Raw genomic sequence first — 20,785 nt, 5'->3', positions numbered from 1 at the left:
GACGGGTCAGGCGGGGGTGGTGACCCAGCCGGGAAGGGGCTCGCGCGCGGTCAGCCAGTCCTGCGGCACGCCGCCGGGCCCGCCGACCCCGGTGTACGCGGCAACGATCCCGCCCACGATCGCGGCTGTGGTGTCCACGTCGCCGCCCGCCTCCACGCAGACGCGGATCGCGGCGGGATAGTCGTGCAGCAGCGTGGCCGCCACCCAGAGCGTGAACGGCACGGTGTCCTGCGCGGTGACCCGGGATCCGTTGCCGAGCGCGTCGGCCGCCTCGGCGGCGGGACGACCGAGCAGCGTGGCGGCCCGGCGTACCCCCTGGTGCACCTCCCCGGCCGGGTCGAGCGCCCCGGCGACGGCGCTGAGCAGCCGGGCCGGCTCGGGCCGGCCGCCGTCGAGGCGGGCGCGGGCGGCGAGCGAGGCGGCCACCGCGACCGCCACCGCGCCGGCGACGCCCTCCGGGTGGGCGTGGGTCACCTCGGCCGACGCCCGGGCCTGCTCGGCGGCGCGCCGGGTGGAGTCGGCGTGCCAGGCGCCGAGCGGCGCGACCCGCATGGCCGCGCCGTTGCCGCAGGAGCCCTGCCCGTCGAACGCGGACGCGGCGGCCACCGGCCACGGCGTGCCGGTACGGATCAGCCGCAGCACCCTCACCGCGCCCGGCCCGTACCCCCGGTAGGGCTCGCAGCGCTGCGCGAACGCCAACGCCAGCCGGTCCCTGTCGATCCGTGCCCCGGCAGCCAGTTCGGCCACCACCGAGCAGGCCATCTCGGTGTCGTCGGTCCACTCCCACGGCGGGGCGGGCAGCCGGCCGGCGGCGAGGTCGTCCGGGCGCCGGCCGGGAACGAAGAACTGGGAGCCGAGGGCGTCGCCCACCGACAGGCCGGCCAGCGCGTCGCGGGCGAGCGTGAGGCGGGTGTCGGGGAAGAGCGTGAACGTCATCGCCGTCCCAGCTTGCCCGCTTCGCCGGACCGCCGCAACGCGACCGGCTTGCCACGACGAGTACGGTGCTGACGTGGCAACCGTCCTGCTGGTCGAAGACGACCACGTCGTGCGCGGCGCCATGCTGCGGTCGCTCACCGACCGGGGGCACGCGGTGCACGCCGTCGGCACCGCGCTCGACGCGCTGCGCCGGGTCGCCGCCGAGACACCGGATTTGGTGGTGCTCGATCTCGGTCTGCCCGACCTGGACGGCTCGGACGCGCTGCGCATGCTGCGCGGCATCACCGACGTGCCGATCATCATCGCCACCGCCCGCGACGACGAGCAGTCCGTGGTGCGTCTGCTGCGCGCCGGGGCGGACGACTACATGGTCAAGCCGTTCACCGGCGCGCACCTGGACGCCCGGATCACCACTGTGCTGCGGCGGGCCGGGCGGGCCAGCCGTACCGTCGCGCCGGCCGTGCACACGGTCGGCGGCCTGCGGGTCGACGTGGGTGAGCGCAGCGCGGTGCTGGACGGGGAGCCGCTGGCGCTGACCCGCAAGGAATTCGACCTGCTGGCGTATCTCGCCGCGCGTCCCGGCCGGGTAGTGTCCCGGCGGGAACTCTTGGAGGAGGTATGGCGGCAGCCATCGGTCGGCGAGGACCAGACCATCGACGTGCACCTGTACTGGCTCCGCCGCAAAATGGGCGAGTCCGCGGCGAAGCCGCGCTACCTGCGCACCGTGCGGGGGGTCGGCTTCCGGCTGGTGGCGCCGGACTGAGGCTGACGCTGGCCGGGCTCACCGCCGGCATGTGCGGCCTGATCGCGCTCGCCTTCCTCGTCCCGCTCGGGCTCACCCTCGCCGACCGGGCCCGGGAGGCGGAACTGGCCGACGCCGCGCGTCGCGCCGCGCTGGTGACCGGGGCCCTGGCGGTGAGCACCGACACCGCTGCTGTCGAGCGGGCGGTGGCCGCCGCGGCGGGCGACGACCCGGCGCTGCGCCCGGTGGTGCACGGCATCGGGGCGGACGAGTCCGCCGGCCGGGCCGACGCGGCAGCGCTCGCCGACGCCGCCGCGCAGCGGCGTTCGGTGGTGACCGAGGTGGACGGCGGGGTGCTGCGGCTGGACCCGGTGGTGCTCGGCGAGCGGGTCGCCGTGGTGGAGGTCTTCGTACCCGACGAGGCGCTCGACGAGGGCGGGGGCCGCTGGCTGTTGCTGCTCGGGATTGCGCTGGCGCTGGTCGGCGCGGCGGTGGTGGTGGTCGACCGGGTGGCGGCCCGGGCCGTGGACGCCACCGGCGACCTGGTCAAGGCGGCGCTCGCGGTGGGTGACGGCGAGCTGGGGGTACGGGTCGAGCCGACCGGACCGCGCGAGCTGGCCGAGGCCGGGCACGCGTTCAACCGGATGACGGAACGGCTGGTCGCGTTGCGTGCCGACGAGCACGAGCTGGTCGCCGACCTGTCGCACCGGCTGCGGACGCCGTTGACCGCGCTGCGGCTGGACGCCGAGGCGCTGGAGTCCGACGACACGAGCATCGGCACGTTCAGTGAGGCGGAGCTGGACCGGCGGCGTGGCATCCGGCGTATCCGGCAGGCGATCGTCACGCTGGAGGGCGAGGTCGACCAGCTGATCAAGACGACCCGCAAGGCGGTGAGCCAGGAGTCGGCGCCGGCGTCGTGCGACGTCAGCGAGGTGGTGCGGGACCGGATGGTGTTCTGGTCGGCGCTGGCCGGGGACCAGAACCGCCCGCACCGGGTGGTCGGTGCGCAGTTGCGCATCCCGGCGCCGGTGCCGCGCGCCGAGCTGGCCGCCGCGCTGGACGCGGTGATCGGCAACGTGTTCCGGTACACGCCGCAGGGCACCGCGTTCGAGGTGGCGGTGAGCCGCCGGGACGGCTGGGTGGCGATCCGGATCGACGACGCCGGGCCGGGCATCCCGAACCCGGACCGGGCGCTGCGCCGGGGCGAGAGCGACCAGGGCTCCACCGGGCTCGGGCTGGACATCGCCAAACGGGTCGCGTTGCAGGCCAACGGTTCGGTGAGCATCGACCGGGCCCGGCTGGGCGGGGCCAGCGTGGTCATGTTGCTGGCCGACCCGGACGCGGCGCCCCGGCCGGTGAACCGGTTCGGGCTGGTCGGACGGATGGCCCGGGACGCCCGCGAGCCGCGTGCCGGGCGGCGCTGGCCGCGTCCGCGCTGACGCCTTGACTGTGGGCCGGCGCAAGTTCTCCTTAAAGGTGGTTTAACGACGGCCGGGAAACCGCCGTGAACTGCCAGGATTACCGACAGAACCCATCAGTTCCGTCGGCCGGGACGCCCCGTAACACCTTTCGGCCGACGGATCGGTGCGCGCGGCGGGAGTTCGGTCCCCCCACACCTCGCTCCCGTCGCGCGCTCTCCCGTCGTTCCGGGCGAGGTGACCGTCATGACGCCGACCGTCGGCCGTCTGCTCCGCTGGGCCGCCGTGATCGGCCTGGGCATCGCCCTCACGCTCGCCTTCTGGCAGGACCCGGTGCTCGCCCACGGCCCGGTCCGGCCAGCGGCTGTCGCATCAGGTCCGGCCGCCGCGCTGTCCGCGCTGGCCCTGGCCGGGGTGATGCTGACCGCGCGGCGTCGGCCGCCCCGGGGCTCCCGGCGGCCGACGCCGGTACGGCCGCTCAGCGTGCCGCGCTCGCCCGGTACGCGTCGATCTCGGCGCTGATCCGGGCCTGCTCGGCCGGGGGCAGGAACGCAGCGGCGACCGCGTCGCGGGCCAGCGCGGCGACGCCGTCCGGGCCGAGTCGCAGCAGCCGGGCGGCCACCGCGTACTCGTCGTTGAGCGTGGTGCCGAACATCGGCGGGTCGTCGGAGTTGATGCTGACCGGCACGCCGGCCTCGACGATCCGGGGCAGCGGGTGCGCGTCGATGCTCGGCACGGCCCGGGTGCGCACGTTGGAGGTCGGGGAGATCTCCAGCGGGATCCGCCGCTCGGCCAGGTAGGTCAGCAGCGCCGGGTCCTGCACGGCGGAGATGCCGTGGCCGATCCGCTCGGCGCCCAGTTCGCGCAGCGCGTCCCAGATCGTCTCCGGGCCGGTGGTCTCACCGGCGTGCGGCACCGAGCGCAGCCCGGCCGCCCGCGCCTGGTCGAAGTACGGCTTGAACTGCGGCCGGGGCACGCCGATCTCGGGGCCACCGAGGCCGAAGCTGATCAGCCCGTCGGGTCGTTCGTCGAGCGCGATCCGCAGCGTCTGCTCGGCGGCGGGCAGGCCGGCCTCGCCGGGGATGTCGAAGCACCAGCGCAGCGCGATGCCGAAGTCGGCCTCGGCGCGTTTGCGGGCGTCCTCGATGGCCTCGCAGAACGCCGGCGCCGGGATGCCCCGGTTCACGTGCGAGTACGGCGTGACGGTCAGCTCGGCGTACCGGACCTGCTGGCGGGCCAGTTCCCGGGCGACCTCGTGGGTGAGCAGCCAGACGTCGTCGGCGTCGCGGATGAGGTCCACCACGCTGAGGTAGACCTCGATGAAGTGGGCGAAGTCGCGGAACGCGAAGTAGTCGGCGAGCGCCTCCGGGTCGGCCGGCACCGGGCTGCGCCCCTCGTGCCGGGCGGCCAGCTCGGCGACGATCCGGGGCGAGGCGGAGCCGACGTGGTGCACGTGCAGCTCCACCTTTGGTAGTCCGGCGATGAAGGTGGGCAGGTCGGTCACGAGTTCTCCTCTGCGCGGGCGCCGGTGCGGGCCACCATGAAGATCCGGCGGAACGGGAAGTACACCTGACCCTGCCGCACCGGGTACGCCTGCGCGAGCCGTACCCCCAGCTCGGCGCGGAAGGCGGCCCAGCCGGCGGCGTCCAGCGCGGCGCGGACCGGGCGCAGCGCCGTGCCCTCCATCCAGGCCAGCACCGGGTGGTCGGCGCCGGTGGCGGGCAGCAGATGCACGTACGTAGTCTCCCAGGCGTCGACCGCGCAGCCCGCGCCGGTCAGCAGCGTGGCGTAGCCGACGGGTTCGTCGACTGGCGCCTCGCGCAGCTTGCCGGCGAGCGCGTCGCGCCACGGTTCCCGCGCGGCGACGGAGCGCAGCAGCCGGTGCGACGGCGCGTCGAAGTTGCCCGGCACCTGGAACGCCATCCAGGCGCCCGCCGGCAGTGCGTGCGCCCAGCGACGGAGCAGGTCGCGGTGTTCCGGCACCCACTGGAGCACGGCGTTGCCGACCAGCACGTCGACGTCGGGCTCGGGCCGCCAGTCGCGGACGTCGGCGACGGCGTAGCCGACCGGTCCACTCTCGGCGCTCGCCCGGGCGATCATCTCCGGGGAGGAGTCGAGGCCGGTGACGCGGCTGCCGGGCCAGCGGCCGGCGAGCGTGGCGGTGAGCGTGCCGGGGCCGCAGCCGAGGTCGACCACGGCACGCGGGTACTCGGCGCCGACCCGGGCCAGCAGGTCGTGGAACGGCCGGGAGCGCTCGTCGCCGTAGCGCAGGTAGGTGCGCGGATCCCACATGACAGCCTCCAAACCGTACGTACGTCTTGTTAGACCGTACGGCCCGCCGCGCGCCACGGCAAGCGGCTCACTAGGCTCGACCGGGTGGAACAGCGCAGCTTCGACCGGCTCGGCCGGCACGTCGGCATCATCGGACTCGGCGCGTGGCAGCTCGGCGCGGACTGGGGCGAGGTCAGCGAGGACGCGGCGCTCGCCGTGCTCGCCGCGGCCGTCGACGCGGGCGTCACCTTCCTGGACACCGCCGACGTGTACGGCGACGGCCGCAGCGAGGCGCTGATCGGCCGGTTCCTGCGCTCCCGCCCCGGACACGGGCTCACCGTGGCCACCAAGATGGGCCGACGGGTGGAGCAGACGCCGGAGGCGTACACACTCGACAACTTCCGGGCCTGGACCGACAGGTCCCGCGCCAACCTCGGCGTCGACACGCTCGACCTGGTGCAGCTGCACTGCCCGCCCACCGCCGTCTTCGCCGACGACCGGGTCTTCGACGCCCTCGACACGCTCGTCGCCGAGGGGCGCGTGGCCGGGTACGGCGTCAGCGTGGAGACCTGCGACCAGGCGCTCACCGCCATCGCCCGGCCCGGGGTGGCGAGCGTGCAGATCATCCTCAACGCGGTCCGGCACAAGCCGCTGGAGCAGGTGCTGCCGGCCGCCGCTGCCGCCGGGGTCGGGATCATCGCCCGGGTGCCGCTGGCCAGCGGCCTGCTCTCCGGCCGCTACGACGAGAACACCACGTTCCCGGCGGACGACCACCGCACGTTCAACCGGCACGGTGAGTCGTTCGACGTCGGCGAGACGTTCTCCGGCGTCGACTACGACCTGGGCCTGGCCGCGGTGCGCCGGCTCGCGCCGCTGGTCGGCGACGACCGCACGATGGCGCAGTTCGCGCTGCGCTGGATCCTCGACCAGCCGGGCGTGACGGTGGTGATCCCCGGCGCCCGCTCCCCCGAGCAGGCGCGGCGCAACGCGGAGGCAGCCGGCCAGCCGGCACTGACCGACGTGGAGCTGGCCGCGGTGCGGGCCGCCTACGACGAGCTGATCCGCCCGCAGGTGCACGACCGGTGGTGAGCCGGCCGGTCGGCGCGGCGTCGCCGGCCGCCCGCGCCGCCGGGCATGCTGGAGCGGAACTGTCGTCGTCGGAGGGGGAACGATGAGGGGCTGGTTCCGGCTCACAGTGGGGCTGCTCGCCGTGGTGCTGGGTGCGCTGTGGACGGTGCTCGGGCTCGGGTATGTCGAGGGCAGCGCGCTGAGCGACGAGCGGCTCTGGGCGTACGTGGGCGCGGTGCTGATCCTGATCGGACTCGTCGGGCTGTGGTGGGGCATGCGTGCCCGCCGCTGAGGCGCCGGGCAAGGCGAAGCCCCGCCTCCCGTACGGGATGCGGGGCTTCCGGCACCGGCCGGCGCGGCCGGTGCGGTCAGCTCAGATGGGGCGGACCTGCTCGGCCTGCGGACCCTTCTGACCCTGGGCGATCTCGAACTCCACCCGCTGGTTCTCCTCCAGCGTGCGGTAGCCGCTGGTCTGGATGGCCGAGAAGTGGACGAACACGTCAGCACCCCCGCCGTCGACGGTGATGAAGCCGAAGCCCTTGTCAGCGTTGAACCACTTCACGGTTCCCTGCGCCATGTGTATCTCCTTCTAAAACTGGCGGCCGAGCACGCCGTGCGGCCGATTGGCCGTTTTCGAGCAGCGGCGCCTGAGGCGGCCCCCAGTACCGGAGACTTCTCTCAACCCACGCGTCTCTCAACAGCGTGAGACAGCAAACCACGTACGCAAAAACTTCGCACAGCCTAGCGGACGAAATTCTCCGACATGTGACCTGAAGGTCGCGCCGACGCCGCTGCGCGGCCCCGCCGGAGCCATGCGAAAGGCCCCTTTCCCGCGCTCGGGAAAGGGGCCTTTCCGGCCTTTCGTCAGTCCGGCCAGCGACCGGTCAACCGGCGCACGCCCACCGCTCCACCTCTGTCGACGGCGGCCCGCACCACCGAGAAGATGGCGCCCTGCAGGGCCGCGGCGGCGAGCACCTCGCCCCAGCGGCGGTCCTCGTCGGTGGCGCTCGGCGCCTCGCCGTCGCCCGCTGTCAACTTCCAGACCTGGCGGAAGATCACGCCGGCGACGGTACCGGCGGCCAGGCCGAGCAGCACCCCCACCGGTTTGTACGCCGCCTTGCCGATCTTCCCGCTCACCTGCGCCTCCCTCGGACGATCGCCAGCACCACCACCGTCACCAGGGCCCCGGCCGCGACGGCCGCCCACGGCAACGGGTTACGCCCGACCGCCTCACCCTTCTCGTACGCCTGCGCCCGGACCAGCCGGGCCCGCTCCGCCGCCCGCCCGCGCACCCGGGCCGCGGTCAGCGACGCCTGCTCGCGCATCCGCGCCTTCGCCGCCTCGGCGGAGTGCCGCACCAGCGCCTTCGGGTCGGCCCTGGCCGCGAGCAGCTCCATCGTCTCACCGAGTTCCACCCGGGTCCGGCGGATCTCCTCCCGGAGCGCCGCCACGTCCCCGGTTCCGTTGCCGGTCATGCCCGTCTCCCGTCCTTCACCGCGGCGGTGACCGTGTCGACGTCCGCCCGCACGCTACGGACGGCCGCCTCGGGCACCGGCGGGACGGCACGGCTGACCTGCTTCTTGCCCACGAGCGCCAGGATCCCGGCGAGCAGGAACAACGCCACCGCCACGATCAGGGCCGCCAGCCACGCCGGCATGACCAGCGCCAGCAGCAGGATCACGGTGGCGACCAGGGCGCCGGCGCCGTAGAGCGCCATCACCCCGCCGCCGCCGAACAGACCGATCCCGATCCCGGCGTGCTTGCCCTTCTGGGTCAGTTCCGCCCGGGCCAGCGCCAGCTCGTCCCGTACCAGACGGGTGACCTGCTCGGTGGCGCGCTGGACCAGTTCCGCGGTGGACGGCTCGTTCCCGGTCCGGGACGTGCTGCGACTCGCGACGTCAGCCATGCTGTCCTCCTTTCGTCATCACCGCGCTGTATGCCCGGAGTCGCCGCCCGTCAATCCTGCGCGGCGCGGCCGGTCCGCCCGGCCGCGCGCCGCCGGAACCCGGCGCCGTGAGCGCCGGATCCGGGGCGTGCGCACCACGTCCCCCGCAACCGTCCGGCCAAACCCGTCCGGCCGGAAAGCCGCCCGAACGCGGGAACCCCCGGCGCCGTGGGCAGCCGGGGTCCCCGATCGGGGGTACGGGGTCAGCGACGCGCCTCGGCGTGGTCCTCGCGGCCCACGAACACCTCGCTGCGCGCCTCGCCGTCGTCGCTGCCGCCGAAGACCCGCGCGTCGTCGGGCGCCTCGGTGCCGGCCGGGCGGCGGACCGGGCGGCGCGGCTGCGCCGCCTGCCAGGGCAGGGGGCCGGTGGCGTCGCCCACCTCGGCGCGCAGCCGGGGCAGGGCGGTCGGGCGCTGGTCGCGTACCCAGGTCACCAGGTGCTCACGGACCAGGCAGCGCAGGTCCCACAGGCTGCCCGCGTCGGCGGCGCTGACCAGCGCGCGGACCTTGACCATGCCGCCGGTCGCGTCGGTCACCTGGAGCACGCAGACCCGCCCGTCCCACAGCTCGGTGCCCTCGCACAGGCGGCGCAGCTCCTCCCGCATCGCCTGCACCGGGATGGCCCAGTCCAGGTCGAACTCGGCGGTGCCGAGCACCGCCGCCTCGGTCCGGGTCCAGTTCTGGAACGGCCGGCTGGTGAAGTACGAGGTGGGCAGGATCAGGCGGCGGTCGTCCCAGACCTGCACCACCACGTAGCTGAGCGTCAGCTCCTCGATCCGGCCCCACTCGCCCTCGACCACCACCACGTCGTCGAGCCGCACCGCGTCGCTGAACGCGAGCTGGAGACCGGCGAAGACGTTGCCGAGCAGGCTCTGCGCGGCCAGCGCGGCGACCGCGGCGATCACACCGGCGGAGGTCAGCACACCCGCGCCGACGCCGCGTACGGCCGGGAACGTCATCAGCATGACGCCGACGGTGAGGATCACGATCACCGCGATGGTCAGCCGGCGCAGCAGCACCACCTGGGTACGCACCCGGCGGGCGTGCCGGTTGTTCGGCACGTCCACCCGGAACCGGGCCAGCGCGGTGTCCTCCGCCACCACCAGCAGCGAGGCCACCAGCCAGGCGGTGGCGGCGATCATCGCCAGCACGAGCGTGTGCAGGACGAACTGCCGCCACGGGCTGCCGACCGCGTACAGGGTGGTGAACCGCACCGCGATCTGCACCGCGACCACTGTGGCGGCCACCTGGAACGCGCGGTGCGCGTGCTCGGTCAGCTCGGTCATCAGCAGCGAGCGGCGGCCCAGCCGGCGGGTGACCCGGTGCACCACCTGGGCCAGCACCAACGCGATCGCCGCCGCGGCGAGCGCGGCGGCGATGGTCACGACGTAACTCTGCACGAACTCTCTCTCCCTCCGACCGGGCGGAATCGGGCGCAAAGGCCCAATGGTGCCCGGCGGCCCGGGTATCGACCAGGATCAGACCTTGCGGTACCGGGACTGGAAGAAGCAGTAGACGCCGAACGCGGCGATGCCCAGCGCCATGAGCGCCAGCAGCCACGGCCCGTACGACTGGTCGCGCAGCGTCCGCAGCGCGGCGTCCAGGCCACGCGCCTTCTCCGGGTCGTAGTTGACCGCGGCGACCACGACGAGCACGCCGGCGATGGCGAACACGGTGCCCCGGGAGGCGTACCCGGCCATGCCGAGACGGCGGGTGAGCTGGCGGGTCTTCGGGCTCATCTCGCCGGTCTTGAGGTTGCGCTCGAACTTCTTCTTCAGGCCGTAGATCACCATGCCGACGCCGAGCGCGGCGAGCGCAAGTCCGGCCAGCCCGACCAGCCACCGGCCGCCGTCGGAGGCCATCAGCTTCTCGGAGAACTGCTGCTGCTGGTCCGAGGCGTTGGCGCTGGCGTCCTGGAAGACCTTGATCGCGGTCCAGCCCAGCCAGACGAACACGACGACCCGGACCGCCGAGGCGATCCGTTCGAACGTGCGTTCCTTGCCGGTCCGGGAGACGTGGCCGGAGATCGCCTCGAAGGCCTGCCAGATCGCCATGGCGAACAGGCCGACCGCCATCGCGATCAGGAGGAACTTCCCGAGCGGCTGTTCACCGAGGGTGCGCAGCGCGCCGTTCTGGTTCCCCTCCTCGCCGGACTTGCCGAAGGCGATCTGCAGCGCCAGCCAGGCGAGGAGAAGGTGCACGATTCCGTATCCGATGAAGCCGCCACGGGTCAACAGTTCGAGCCACCGGCTGTTTCGAGCCTGGGCGGCGGTGGCTCCGGCATTCCGGGTGAGAGACATGAGCCCTCAATCTCCCGGCGGGCGATTTTCCAAACGTCCGCGCCCGCCGGGAGCGGCCGAAACGGATCAGCCGGCGAGGTCGCGGGCGACCCGCAGCACCACCTGCTGGTCGGTGACGCTGTCCAGGCTGACCTGGAAGCCGGCGACCTCGGTGGCCTGCTGGCCCACGGTCAGGGAGAGCTGTTCCCCGGCCACCTCGACGGTGACCTGGTCGCCCTGGGCGCCGACGAGCTTCGCCTCGACGCCGAGGATCCGGGCGCTGGCTTCCACGCCGCGGTCGAAGGTGATCGTGCAGGCGTCGAGGCCGCAGTCGGTCTCGGCACCTTCGGAGCTGCATCCGGCGAGCAGCGCGGCGCCGAGGGCGAGGCCGGCGAGCAGACCGGCGGCACGGCGGGCGGGGGCGGAGGTGGCGCGTCGGATCGTCACCCGCCCAAGGATAGGCGGACTGCGCCAGCGCGCCGTCGCGCCCGGGGCCCGCGACGGCACGCCGGGCGGGGCGTCCGGGGTGCGCGCTAGGGTGCCGGAATGGCTTTCGACGTCGCCCGGGTCCGGGCCGCCTACCCCGCCCTGGCCGAGGGATTCGCCCACTTCGACGGCGCCGGGGGCACCCAGACCGCGGCCGGCGTGATCGAGGCGGTGACCGGCGCCATGCGCGCCGCCACCGGCAACCGCAGCGCCGCTTTCGTACCCGGCCGCCGGGCGCTGGAGCTGGTCGCCGGGGCGCGGGCGGCGGTCGCCGACCTGCTCGGCGCGCAGCCGTCGGGCGTGGTGCTCGGTCCGAGCGCGACCGCGCTGACGTACACCCTGGCCCGCACGCTCGGCGCCGGCTGGCGGCCGGGCGACGAGGTGGTGGTGTCCCGGCTGGACCACGACGCGAACGTCCGGCCCTGGGTGCAGGCCGCGCAGGCGGCCGGCGCCACGGTGCGCTGGGCCGAGTTCGATCCGGTGAGCGGCGAGCTGCCCGCCGGCCAGTACGCCGACCTGGTCACCGAGCGGACCCGGCTGGTCGCGGTGACCGCCGGCAGCAACGCGATCGGCACCGTGCCGGACGTGGCGGCGATCGCCAAGACCGCGCACGCGGCCGGCGCGCTGGTGTGCGTGGACGGCGTGCACTCGGTGCCGCACGGCCCGACCGATCTGGCCTCGCTCGGCGCGGACTTCCTGGTGACCAGCGCGTACAAGTGGTCCGGGCCGCACCTCGCGGCGATGGTGGCCGACCCGGCGCGCTGGGAGGCGCTGCGCCCGGCGAAGCTGCTTCCCTCCGCCGATTCGGTGCCGGACCGGTTCGAGTACGGCACGCCGAGCTTCCCGCTGCTGGCCGGGGTGACCGCCGCGGTGGACCACCTGGCCGGCCTGGATCCGGCCGCGACCGGCGACCGGCGGGAGCGGGTACGCGCCGGGCTGGCCGCCGCGCAGGCGCACGAGGAGGCGGTCTTCGAGCGGCTGCTCGCCGGGCTGACCGGCCGGTCGTTCGTGACCGTCTACGGCGCACCGGCCCGGCGCTGCCCGACGGTGTCGTTCCGGGTGGCCGGCCTGGCCCCGGCGCAGACGGCGGCGGCGCTGGGCGAGGCGGGGCTGTGCCTGTCGCACGGCGACTACTACGCCTACGAGTACTTCCGCACGATGGGCCTGCGCGCCGACGGCGGCGCGGTCCGGGCCAGCGTCTACCACTACAACACGGTCGAGGAGGTGGACCGGCTGCTGACCGAACTGGACCGGCTGGCCGGCCCCGGAGGGAGAATGGCCCGGTGAGCTTTCAGGTCGAGGACAACCCCGCCAAGCGTCGCTTCGAGATCCTGGTGGACGACGCGCTGGCCGGGTTCGCCGCGTACACCCCCGGCGACGGGGTGCTGGTCTTCACGCACACCGAGGTCGACGACCGGTTCCAGGGTCAGGGCGTCGGCGCGGCGCTGGTCCGGGGCGCGCTGGACGAGGTCCGCGCCCGGGGCGGCCGGATCGTGCCGAGCTGCCCGTTCGTGGCCGCGTTCGTCAAGCGTCACCCCGAGTACGCCGACCTGGTGGCCGACCCGGCGTGAGGCCCGGGCCGGCCGGGGGACCTCCCCGCCCGGCCGGCCCGGGAGTCAGCGGGCGCCGCTGAGCACCTCGGCGGCGGCGCGGGCCGCGGCGGCGGTGGCGCCGTGGGTGGCCAGGTGCACCGCGCCGGTGACCAGCTCGGGCACGCCCAGTTCGACCACCACCGCGTCCGGGCGCGCGGCGAGCGCCCGGCGCACCGCGTCCCGCATCCAGTCGTGCCGGTGCAGGTCGCGCACCACCAGCACGAGCGGCCGTCCGGCCGGCAGGTCGCCCGGGTCGGCCGGTACGGCGTCGGCGGCGTAGCGGGCGGTCGTGGTGCCCGGCGCCAGGCTGGCCAGGGGCGCGGCGATCCCCCACGGCGTCTCCTCGCCGATGGCGATGTTGCGCGGCGGCGCGAACTCCACCACGTGCGCCGGCCCGGCCAGCGGCAGCAGCGCGGCATCGCCGCTGACCCGGACCGCCCGGCGGGCGGCGGCCAGCCCGATCGGTGAGCCGTCGGCCGGTGGCGTGCCGGCGACCCGGCGGGCGCGGGCGGCGACGCTCCAGGCGGCGAGCTGACCGACGCGCTTGGCCGCCTCGGCGAGCCGCTCCTCGGGCAGCTGGCCGCTGATCACCGCGGCGACGATCGCGTCGCGCAGCTCGCGGGCGTCGGCCTCGGTGGCCCGTTCCCCGCCCACGCAGATCGCGTCCGCGCCGGCCACGAGCGCGCGTACCGCGGCGCCGGTGAAGCCGTACCGGTCGGCCACCGCCCGCATCTCCACCGCGTCGGTGACCACCACGCCGCCGAAGCCCATCTCCTCGCGCAGCAGCCCGCCCAGCACGCGCGGGCTGAGCGTGGCGGGCAGCTCCGGGTCCAGCGCCGGCACCAGCAGGTGGCCGGTCATCACCGCCTGCGCCCCGGCGGCCACGGCGGCCCGGAACGGGGCCAGCTCGACCGCGTCGAGGCGGGCCCGGTCGCCGCCGATGCGGGGCAGGTCGTGGTGCGAGTCGACCCGGGTGTCGCCGTGTCCGGGGAAGTGCTTGGCGCAGGCGGCGACGCCGCCGGACTGCAGGCCGCGTACCCAGGCGGCGGTGTGCCGGGCGACCAGGTCCGGGTCGGCGCCGAACGCGCGCACCCCGATCACCGGGTTGGCCGGGTTGGAGTTGACGTCGGCGTCCGGGGCGTAGTCCAGAGTGACGCCGACGGCTGCCAGTTCGGCGCCGAGGTCGCGGGCGACCTCCTCGGTCAGCGCCGGGTCGTCGATCGCGCCGAGCGCGTAGTTGCCGGGCCGGGAGCTGCCCCGGGCGGACTCGATCCGGGTGACGTCGCCGGCCTCCTCGTCGATCGCCACGATGACGTCCGGCCGCTCGGCCCGCAGGTTCGCGGTGAGCGTGGCGACCTGCTCGTGGTCGACGACGTTGCGGGCGAACAGGACGACCGAGCCGAGCCCTTCGCCGAGCCAGCGGCACACCCACGGCGGCGGCGTGGTGCCGACGAACCCCGGTTGCAGGACGGCGGCGGCGAGCGCCGCCAGATCTCCGGTCGATCCCTCGGTCCGCTCGCTCATGTGCTGTCGTACCCCCGTCTCCCCCACGGACCCGCCGGGGCCGGCGGGTGCTGACATGGTCACACCGCGCAGCTAAATAGTCAACAATCCTTACTGTTAGGCGGTGGCGTCCCGCGACCTCCCGTGGGAGAGTTCCCACATGTCCGCCCTGCCGCTCGCCGACGCCACCAGCGCCGCCGACATCCCCGGCGTACGGCTGCTCGGCCTGATCGTCGGCGGCCTGTTCCTGCTGATCGCCATCCGCGCCATGTTCCGCCGCTGATCCGCACCGGGCGGGTGAGCGGCGCAGGCGGTTTCGCGCGGGATCGCCGGGGGTAGCTGAGGCGCTTGATGAAACTGACCACTCACTCCTCCAGCCTGCGCCGGGCGGCACGGAACCTGTTCGGCTGGACCGCGCTGCGGCCCAACCAGCTCGCCGCCATGCGCGCCGTGATGAAGCGCCGCGACGCGCTGGTGGTGCTGCCCACCGGCGCCGGGAAGTCGGCGATCTACCAGATCCCGGCCAGCCTGATCCCCGGCCCCACGGTGGTGATCTCCCCGCTGCTGGCGTTGCAGCAGGACCAGATCGCCGCGCTCAACGAACGGCAGCGTCCGGAACTGCGCGCGGTACGGATCAGCTCGGACGAGAGCGCCGCCCAGCAGGCCGAGGCGATCGAGGACATCCGGGCCGGGCGGGCGGAGTTCCTGTTCATCACGCCGGAGGCGCTGAGCAACCCGGACCGGCTCGCCGAGGTCCGGGAGCTGAAGCCGGCGCTGGTGGCGATCGACGAGGCGCACTGCATCTCGGCGTGGGGCCACGACTTCCGCCCGGACTACCTGGCGCTGGGCCACCTGATCGACGGCCTGGGCCGCCCGCCGGTGGTGGCGCTCACCGCCACCGCCTCCCCGCCGGTACGCGACGACATCATCGCCCGGCTGCGGCTGCGCGAGCCCGAGGTGGTGGTCTCCGGGCTGGACCGGCCCAACCTCTTCCTCGAGGTGGCCCACTGCCCCACCGACGACTACCGGTGGCGGCGGCTGATCGCGCTGCTGCGCGACGACGAGCGGCCCGGCATCATCTACGTGCCGACCCGGCGGGCGGCCGAGGAGCTGGCCGAGCGGCTCACCGGCGCCGGTTTCCCGGCCGAGTTCTACCACGGCGGCATGCCCACCGCGGCCCGGCACGAGCTGCACGAGGCGTTCCTCGCCGACCGGGTGCCGATCATGGTGGCCACGTCGGCGTTCGGCATGGGCATCGACAAGCCGAACATCGCCTGGGTGGTGCACATGGCGCTGCCCGACTCGCCGGACAGCTACTTCCAGGAGATCGGCCGCGCCGGGCGCGACGGCTCACCGGCCCGGGTGCTGCTGCTGTGGCGCGCCGAGGACGTCGGCCTGCAGCGCTACTTCAGCGGCGGGCTGCCGGACGAAAAGGAGCTGACCGAGCTGGCCGCGGTGCTGCGCGGCAAGGCCCGCAACCGCAAGGAGCTGCGCGAGCTGACCGGGCTCGGCCCGCGCAAACTGGGCCAGTACCTGTCCCTGCTGGAGCAGGTCGGCGCCGCCGAGCCACGCGCCCGGCAGCGCATCGGCGCGCCCCGGTACGCCCCGGCGGCCGCCGAGTCCGGCCGGGCCGCGCTGGCCGAGGCGGAACGGCAGCAGACGGTGACCCGGTCGCGTACCGACATGATGCGCGCGTTCGCCGAGACCACCGGGTGCCGGGGCCAGGCCCTGCTGGCGTACTTCGGCGAGCAGATGCACGAGGTCTGCGGGCACTGCGACAACTGCCACGCCGGCACCAGCGTGGCCGGAGACGGCGCGGTCGGGCCGTTCCCCGTGCACAGCCAGGTGCGCCACCCGGAGTGGGGCGCCGGCCTGGTGCTCAGCTACGAGGAGGACCGGATGACTGTGCTCTTCGACGAGGTCGGTTACAAGACGCTCTCCGTGCCCGTGGTGTCCGAACAGGGACTGCTGGAACTCGACTAGCCTGACCCGGGCGCCGCGGCGGCGCCCGTCGACGAACGACGACCACGGCGAAAGGGGCCTGATCGTGATCGAGCAGCCGGCGTACACCCGGTTCGGCGTCTCCGACGAGGAGTGGGGGCTGCTGGTGGGGCTGCCGCAGTCGGTGCTCACCGCGGCGGCCGCCGCCGAGTCCGACGGCACCCGCCGCACCATGGCCGAGAACGCCGCCGGGCTGCAGACCATCGCCGCCGGCCGCGAGTCGGCGAGCCCGCTCGTCGCGGCGGTGGCCGGCGAGATCGTCGACCGGGTCGGCGACCCGGAGACCGGCGCGGAGCTTCCGGTGCTCACGCCGGAGGACCCGAAGGCGATGATCGAGGACGTGCTGGCCCGGGCCGGCCAGGCCGCCGCCCTGCTCGCCGCCCGGGTGGACGAGGGTCAGGCCGGGGCGTACCGGCACTGGCTGGTGGACATCGCCGAGCAGGTGGTGGGCGCGGCCTCCACCGGCGGCATCCTGGGCCTCGGCGGCGACACGGTGACCGACTCGGAGCGGCGGTTCCGGGACCGGCTGGCCCAGGTGCTGAACGACTGAACGGACTGCTAACAGAAGGCTCCCCGGTCCGTCAATGACGGACGTCACGGCCCCACGGGTGTCGCTTTTCGGCCCCGTGGGGCGTCCTGGTTCTAGCAGGTGTGACGAACCACGGGGGTCGGTTGATGGACGGGAAGCTGCGCCGGCAGGTGCTCGACACGGAGGATCTGCCACCACGCGAGCGCTTCGGCATGTGGCTGGACATGATGGCCAGCACCCCGACGCCACTGCGGGTGCACACCGCGCACGCCGACGACTTCGTCGCGCGGGCCGAGTTCGTCGAGCTGGGCCGGATGCGGCTCATCCGCTACCGCTACCCGTCGGTGGACTGCGTCCGCACCTCGAAGCTGATCCAGCGCTCCGACCCGGACTACTACCTGCTCGCGCTCACGCTCACCGGGACCAGCCAGGCCGACCAGGCGGGGCAGCGGGCCTGCTGCCGCCCCGGCGACCTCACCTTCTACGACTGCTCCCGCCCGCACGAGGTCAGCCACCACGCCGACCCGGCCGGGCCCGCGTACGCCCGCTCGATCGTGGCCCTGATGCCGTACGACGCGCTGCCGCTGCCGCGCCGCCGTCTCGCTCCCCTGTTCGCCGGGCGGATGTCCGGCTCCGAGGGCGTCGGCGGCCTGCTCGCCGACTTCCTCGTCCGGATCACCGCGCACCCCGAGCAGTACCACGCCGCCGACGCCGAGCGGCTGGGCGGGATCGGCCTGGACCTGGTCGCCACGCTGCTCGGCCGCAACCTGGTCTCCGAGGAGGCGGTCCCCACCGAGATCCGGCGGCGCGCCCTGCTCGCCCAGGTGCGCTCGTACGTGGAACAGCACCTCGGGGACGCCTCGCTGGACCCGGGCCGGATCGCCGACGCGCACCACATCTCGGTGCGCTCGCTGCACCGGCTCTTCGAGGACGAGGAGACCACCGTCGCGGCGTACATCAGGGACGAGCGGCTGGCCCGGTGCCGGCGCGACCTCGCCGACCCGGCGCTGAGCGACCGCTCGATCCAGCTCATCGCCGCCCGCTGGGGCTTCCGGGACAAGGCACACTTCAGCCGCGCCTTCCGGGCCGCGCACGCGGAGACACCGCAGGCATTCCGGGCCCGTCATCTGGAACCGGCACGGATCGTCAACACCACGGCATCCGCAGTCAACTCGGCGCGGACATACTGAACGCAGGGCTGAGACCGCTCCCAGCGGCGGCCCACTGGTATCGGGGGGCCGTGGCGTGGCGTCCGCGGCGGCCCGGCCGCGGGCGGCCGCCCCGGTGGCGGTCTCCCCGCATCCGCGCCGGACGAGGTTTCCGGCCCCGTCGCGCTTCCCCCCAGGACCGACGGGGCCGGTCAGCCGGCCTCCTCCTCCAGCAGCGCCAGCACCGACTTCTCCACCGCCTCGCGCGGCATCTCCGGCTGCACCGGCGCCAGCACCCCGTCGTGGTAGAGGTCGACCACCCGCGGGTCCACGTAGGAGGCCCGCGCCACCGTCGGGGTGTTGCCGAGCAACTCGGCCACCGACCGCATCACCCCGGCCACCGCCCGCCTGCGGGCGGTAGCGGAGCGCTGCGGGCCCACTGTCGCCAGCTCGGCCGCCGCCAGCACGGTGGCGTGCCAGGTACGGAAGTCCTTCGCGGTCATCTCCCCGCCGCTGGCGTCGCGCAGGTAGTCGTTCACCTCGTCGCTGCGCACGTCGCGCCAGGACCGGCCGTCCCAGTAGCCGAACAGCCGCTCCTGGGCCCGCCGCCGCCGGCGCAGGTTGAGCAGCACCCGGCACAGCTCCGCGTCCTCGATCCGGCGGACCTGCTCGATGCCGCCCTTGGCGGGGAACTCGAACACCACGCACCCGCCCCGGGAGCGGGTGTGCTCGGGGCGCAGCGTGGCCACCCCGAAGGTCGGGTCGTCGCCGGTGGCGTACTGGTCGCTGCCGACCCGGAAGGCGCCCATGTCGAGCAGCCGGGCGACGGTGGCGAGCACCCGCTCCCGGCGCAGGCCGCGCAGCGCCAGGTCCTGCGTGACCCGGTCCCGTAGCGCGGGCAGCCGGTGGGCCACCTCCAGCACGTGGTCGAACTTCGCCTCGTCGCGCTTGCGCCGCCAGCCCGGGTGGTAGAGGTACTGCTTGCGGCCCGCCGCGTCGATGCCGGTGGCCTGGATGTGACCGTTCGGGTACGGCGAGATCCACACGTCCTGCCAGGCGGGCGGGATGACCAGCTCGCGCAGCCGGGCCAGCTCCCCGGCGTCGCGCACCGGCTCGCCGGCCGGGTCGAGGAACAGCCAGCCCTTGCCGCGTCGCCGGCGCGCGTACCCCGGCCGGCCCGGATCGCTACGCCGCAACCGCACCGGAAACCCGTTCCACGTCGGCCACCGCGGCCACCACCTCGTCGATCCCGATGGCATTCAATGTCGGGTGGCTTCCTACCCCGCGTGACCCGGTCGAATCCGGGTTGACGTGCGTGGGCTCGATCGCACCGAGGGCGCGGTGGCGAGGCCGGTCCGCCGGTGGCCCCCAGTGCGCCGCCTGCACCGGCCCGAACAGCACCACCGAGGCGGTGCCGTAGCCGGTGGCCAGGTGCGCCACGCCGGTGTCCCCGCTGACCACCAGCCGCGCGCCCGCGACGAGCGCGGCCAGCTCGGCCAGCCCGGTCCGGCCGGCCAGCACCGCCTCCGGCGGCAGCCCCCCGTCGCGGGCGACCCGCTCGGCCAGCGCCCGCTCGCCGGCAGATCCGGTCACCGCCACCCGGTGACCGCGCGCGGTCAGCTCCCGGGCCAGCCCGGCGAACCGCCGCGCCGGCCAGCGCTTCGCCGGGATCTTGCTGCCCGGGTGCAGCAGCGTCAACCCGGCCGGTACGCCGCCCGCCGCCGGACGGCGCAGCGCGAGGTCTCCCGGGTCGGCCGGCAGGCCGTACGCGTGCAGCAGGCGGCACCAGCGGCGCACCTCGTGCTCGTCGTCGTCCCAGGCCGGGCCGTCCGGGTGCCCGGCGTCCGGGTTGCGGTGGGCGAGCAGCCGGCCGGGGCGTACCGCGGCCAGCGCCCGGTGCGACTGCGGCCCCCGGCCGTGCAGGTTGACCGCCACCTCCGGCGGCGGTCCGGTCCACGCGATCCGGTCCGGTCCGGTGGTGGGCAGTACCCGGTCGACCGCCCCGGTCAGCTCCGCCAGCGGCGCCAGCCAGTCCGGCGCGGCGAGCACCAGTTCCCGGCCCGGCAGGCCGGCGCGCAGGCCACGCAACGCCGGCACGGCGGTGACCAGGTCGCCGACGCCGAGCGCCCGCAGCACCAGGATCACGGGTACGAGGACTCCTGCGCGGCGCACACCACCATCTCGCGTACCGCGCAGCCGGCCGGCTGGGAGAGTGCGAACATGACCGCGGCGGCGGTGTCGGACGGCTCGTTGAGCACCGCGTCCGGGCCGGGGCGGTACTGCGCGTCCCGCTCGTCGAAGAACGCGGTCCGCATCCCGCCCGGGATCAGCAGCGTCACGCCCACAGTGCCGGCCAGCTCGGCGGCGAGCGCCCGGGTGAAGCCCACCACCCCGAACTTCGCCGCGCAGTACGCCGTCGCGTCGCTCACCGCCTTCACGCCCAGCGTCGAGGCCACCGTGACGATGTTGCCGCGGGACGCCTCCAGCCAGGGCAGCGCGGCCCGGATCACCGCGGCCGTGGCGAGCAGGTCCACAGTGACGATCCGTTCCCAGGTCTCCGCCGGGATGTCGGCCAGCTTCCCCGGCACGTCCATGCCGGCGGCGGTGACCACGGCGTCCAGCCCGCCGGAGCGTTCCGCGAGATCGCGCGTGGCGGCCTCGGCGGCTCGGGTGTCGGCCAGGTCGCACTCGGCCCAGGGCACACCGTCGGCGGGACGCTGCCGGTCCAGCACCAGCGGGCGTCCACCGGAGCGGGCCACCGCGGCGACCACCGCCGCGCCGAGCCCGCTCGACCCGCCGGTGACCAGGACCGCGGGCCCGGCGCCGGGAGCGGGGGCGTTCATGCCGCCGCCCGCGCGACCGCGCCG

Annotated in this window: 25 protein-coding genes; 11 read left to right on the top strand and 14 right to left on the bottom strand. The window is 74.8% G+C overall.

Annotation, left to right across the window (positions count from 1 at the left end; translation table 11 throughout):
* Window positions 1-6: 6 nt before the first annotated feature.
* Window positions 7-936: an ADP-ribosylglycohydrolase family protein gene (locus tag J3R08_RS11885; RefSeq protein ID WP_064448738.1), complete on the bottom strand. Its 930-nt coding sequence runs from the start codon at window positions 934-936 to the stop codon at window positions 7-9.
* 73 nt (window positions 937-1,009) lie between these two features.
* Between J3R08_RS11885 and J3R08_RS11880 the strand changes: the two genes are divergently transcribed.
* The 3 genes from J3R08_RS11880 (at window position 1,010) to J3R08_RS11870 (ending at window position 3,618) form a co-directional block, all read left to right on the top strand.
* A complete protein-coding gene (locus J3R08_RS11880) occupies window positions 1,010-1,699 on the top strand; it encodes a response regulator transcription factor (protein WP_064448739.1) in 690 nt (229 codons plus the stop codon).
* Between the two features lie 29 nt (window positions 1,700-1,728).
* Window positions 1,729-3,117 carry a HAMP domain-containing sensor histidine kinase gene (locus J3R08_RS11875; RefSeq protein WP_176722905.1) on the top strand — a complete coding sequence of 463 codons (1,389 nt, stop codon included), beginning with the start codon at window positions 1,729-1,731 and terminating at the stop codon, window positions 3,115-3,117.
* A gap of 225 nt (window positions 3,118-3,342) precedes the next feature.
* Entirely contained in the window at window positions 3,343-3,618 is a 276-nt protein-coding gene (locus J3R08_RS11870) for a hypothetical protein (protein WP_113973165.1), read from the top strand.
* Here the strand turns inward: J3R08_RS11870 and J3R08_RS11865 are convergent.
* Both J3R08_RS11865 and J3R08_RS11860 read right to left on the bottom strand, forming a co-directional pair.
* Entirely contained in the window at window positions 3,575-4,600 is a 1,026-nt protein-coding gene (locus J3R08_RS11865; protein WP_043325009.1) for an adenosine deaminase, read from the bottom strand. The two genes, J3R08_RS11870 and J3R08_RS11865, sit on opposite strands and share 44 nt — an antisense overlap.
* Complete coding sequence (locus J3R08_RS11860; RefSeq protein WP_209961139.1) at window positions 4,597-5,388, bottom strand: trans-aconitate 2-methyltransferase; 792 nt, start codon at window positions 5,386-5,388, stop codon at window positions 4,597-4,599. Before J3R08_RS11860 ends, J3R08_RS11865 begins: the two co-directional genes overlap by 4 nt.
* Window positions 5,389-5,472: 84 nt before the next feature.
* Between J3R08_RS11860 and J3R08_RS11855 the strand changes: the two genes are divergently transcribed.
* Both J3R08_RS11855 and J3R08_RS11850 read left to right on the top strand, forming a co-directional pair.
* Entirely contained in the window at window positions 5,473-6,456 is a 984-nt protein-coding gene (locus J3R08_RS11855; protein ID WP_064448742.1) for an aldo/keto reductase, read from the top strand.
* A gap of 82 nt (window positions 6,457-6,538) precedes the next feature.
* The gene (locus J3R08_RS11850) at window positions 6,539-6,727 is read left to right on the top strand and encodes a hypothetical protein (protein WP_043325011.1); all 189 of its coding nucleotides are present in this window, start codon (window positions 6,539-6,541) and stop codon (window positions 6,725-6,727) included.
* Window positions 6,728-6,808: 81 nt separating this feature from the next.
* On the opposite strand, the gene J3R08_RS11845 is transcribed toward J3R08_RS11850, so the two are convergent.
* The 7 genes from J3R08_RS11845 to J3R08_RS11815 all read right to left on the bottom strand — a co-directional run bounded on the left by J3R08_RS11845 (window position 6,809) and on the right by J3R08_RS11815 (window position 11,106).
* Window positions 6,809-7,012 carry a cold-shock protein gene (locus tag J3R08_RS11845; RefSeq protein WP_007075740.1) on the bottom strand — a complete coding sequence of 68 codons (204 nt, stop codon included), beginning with the start codon at window positions 7,010-7,012 and terminating at the stop codon, window positions 6,809-6,811.
* Between the two features lie 287 nt (window positions 7,013-7,299).
* On the bottom strand, window positions 7,300-7,572 hold the full coding sequence (locus J3R08_RS11840; protein WP_043325012.1) for a DUF4235 domain-containing protein: 273 nt from the start codon (window positions 7,570-7,572) through the stop codon (window positions 7,300-7,302).
* Window positions 7,569-7,910, bottom strand: coding sequence for a DUF3618 domain-containing protein (locus tag J3R08_RS11835; RefSeq protein ID WP_043325013.1), 342 nt, complete (start codon window positions 7,908-7,910; stop codon window positions 7,569-7,571). The genes J3R08_RS11840 and J3R08_RS11835 overlap by 4 nt, the downstream gene beginning before the upstream one ends.
* Window positions 7,907-8,341: a phage holin family protein gene (locus J3R08_RS11830; RefSeq protein ID WP_043325014.1), complete on the bottom strand. Its 435-nt coding sequence runs from the start codon at window positions 8,339-8,341 to the stop codon at window positions 7,907-7,909. The genes J3R08_RS11835 and J3R08_RS11830 overlap by 4 nt, the downstream gene beginning before the upstream one ends.
* Before the next feature lie 242 nt (window positions 8,342-8,583).
* On the bottom strand, window positions 8,584-9,780 hold the full coding sequence (locus J3R08_RS11825) for a mechanosensitive ion channel family protein (protein WP_043325015.1): 1,197 nt from the start codon (window positions 9,778-9,780) through the stop codon (window positions 8,584-8,586).
* A 78-nt stretch (window positions 9,781-9,858) separates the two neighbouring features.
* Complete coding sequence (locus J3R08_RS11820) at window positions 9,859-10,680, bottom strand: DUF1206 domain-containing protein (RefSeq protein ID WP_043325016.1); 822 nt, start codon at window positions 10,678-10,680, stop codon at window positions 9,859-9,861.
* Between the two features lie 66 nt (window positions 10,681-10,746).
* A complete protein-coding gene (locus J3R08_RS11815) occupies window positions 10,747-11,106 on the bottom strand; it encodes a hypothetical protein (protein WP_030499883.1) in 360 nt (119 codons plus the stop codon).
* A gap of 99 nt (window positions 11,107-11,205) precedes the next feature.
* Here J3R08_RS11815 and J3R08_RS11810 point away from each other — a divergent pair, with 99 nt between their 5' ends.
* Both J3R08_RS11810 and J3R08_RS11805 read left to right on the top strand, forming a co-directional pair.
* Window positions 11,206-12,432 (top strand): cysteine desulfurase-like protein, encoded by a 1,227-nt coding sequence (locus J3R08_RS11810; RefSeq protein ID WP_209961137.1) that lies wholly within the window; start codon window positions 11,206-11,208, stop codon window positions 12,430-12,432.
* Window positions 12,429-12,716 carry a GNAT family N-acetyltransferase gene (locus tag J3R08_RS11805; protein ID WP_064448745.1) on the top strand — a complete coding sequence of 96 codons (288 nt, stop codon included), beginning with the start codon at window positions 12,429-12,431 and terminating at the stop codon, window positions 12,714-12,716. The genes J3R08_RS11810 and J3R08_RS11805 overlap by 4 nt, the downstream gene beginning before the upstream one ends.
* Window positions 12,717-12,761: 45 nt before the next feature.
* Here J3R08_RS11805 and J3R08_RS11800 read toward each other — a convergent pair whose 3' ends face one another.
* Complete coding sequence (locus J3R08_RS11800) at window positions 12,762-14,261, bottom strand: glycoside hydrolase family 3 protein (RefSeq protein WP_069089896.1); 1,500 nt, start codon at window positions 14,259-14,261, stop codon at window positions 12,762-12,764.
* Between the two features lie 139 nt (window positions 14,262-14,400).
* Here J3R08_RS11800 and J3R08_RS32400 point away from each other — a divergent pair, with 139 nt between their 5' ends.
* From J3R08_RS32400 to J3R08_RS11785, 4 genes are all read left to right on the top strand, one after another.
* Window positions 14,401-14,523 (top strand): hypothetical protein, encoded by a 123-nt coding sequence (locus J3R08_RS32400; RefSeq protein ID WP_255358596.1) that lies wholly within the window; start codon window positions 14,401-14,403, stop codon window positions 14,521-14,523.
* A 68-nt stretch (window positions 14,524-14,591) separates the two neighbouring features.
* On the top strand, window positions 14,592-16,223 hold the full coding sequence (locus J3R08_RS11795; protein WP_064448747.1) for an ATP-dependent DNA helicase RecQ: 1,632 nt from the start codon (window positions 14,592-14,594) through the stop codon (window positions 16,221-16,223).
* Window positions 16,224-16,287: 64 nt separating this feature from the next.
* Window positions 16,288-16,791 (top strand): hypothetical protein, encoded by a 504-nt coding sequence (locus J3R08_RS11790; protein WP_064448748.1) that lies wholly within the window; start codon window positions 16,288-16,290, stop codon window positions 16,789-16,791.
* Between the two features lie 125 nt (window positions 16,792-16,916).
* Window positions 16,917-17,960: a helix-turn-helix domain-containing protein gene (locus J3R08_RS11785; protein ID WP_043325022.1), complete on the top strand. Its 1,044-nt coding sequence runs from the start codon at window positions 16,917-16,919 to the stop codon at window positions 17,958-17,960.
* 170 nt (window positions 17,961-18,130) lie between these two features.
* On the opposite strand, the gene J3R08_RS11780 is transcribed toward J3R08_RS11785, so the two are convergent.
* Genes J3R08_RS11780 through J3R08_RS11770 form a run of 3 tightly spaced genes read right to left on the bottom strand, consistent with a single transcriptional unit; the run spans window position 18,131 to window position 20,761 of the window.
* Window positions 18,131-19,120 (bottom strand): DNA topoisomerase IB, encoded by a 990-nt coding sequence (locus J3R08_RS11780; protein WP_069089898.1) that lies wholly within the window; start codon window positions 19,118-19,120, stop codon window positions 18,131-18,133.
* Window positions 19,104-20,063: a glycosyltransferase family 9 protein gene (locus tag J3R08_RS11775; RefSeq protein ID WP_209961136.1), complete on the bottom strand. Its 960-nt coding sequence runs from the start codon at window positions 20,061-20,063 to the stop codon at window positions 19,104-19,106. The genes J3R08_RS11780 and J3R08_RS11775 overlap by 17 nt, the downstream gene beginning before the upstream one ends.
* On the bottom strand, window positions 20,060-20,761 hold the full coding sequence (locus tag J3R08_RS11770) for an SDR family oxidoreductase (protein WP_043325024.1): 702 nt from the start codon (window positions 20,759-20,761) through the stop codon (window positions 20,060-20,062). Before J3R08_RS11770 ends, J3R08_RS11775 begins: the two co-directional genes overlap by 4 nt.
* Window positions 20,762-20,785: the final 24 nt, after the last annotated feature.

The organism is Micromonospora sp. HB375, assembly GCF_017872985.1.
In the GTDB taxonomy this organism is placed as follows: domain Bacteria; phylum Actinomycetota; class Actinomycetes; order Mycobacteriales; family Micromonosporaceae; genus Micromonospora; species Micromonospora chalcea.
Note: the sequence above shows the minus strand (reverse complement) of the source record. Positions and strands in the feature narration are given on the sequence as shown.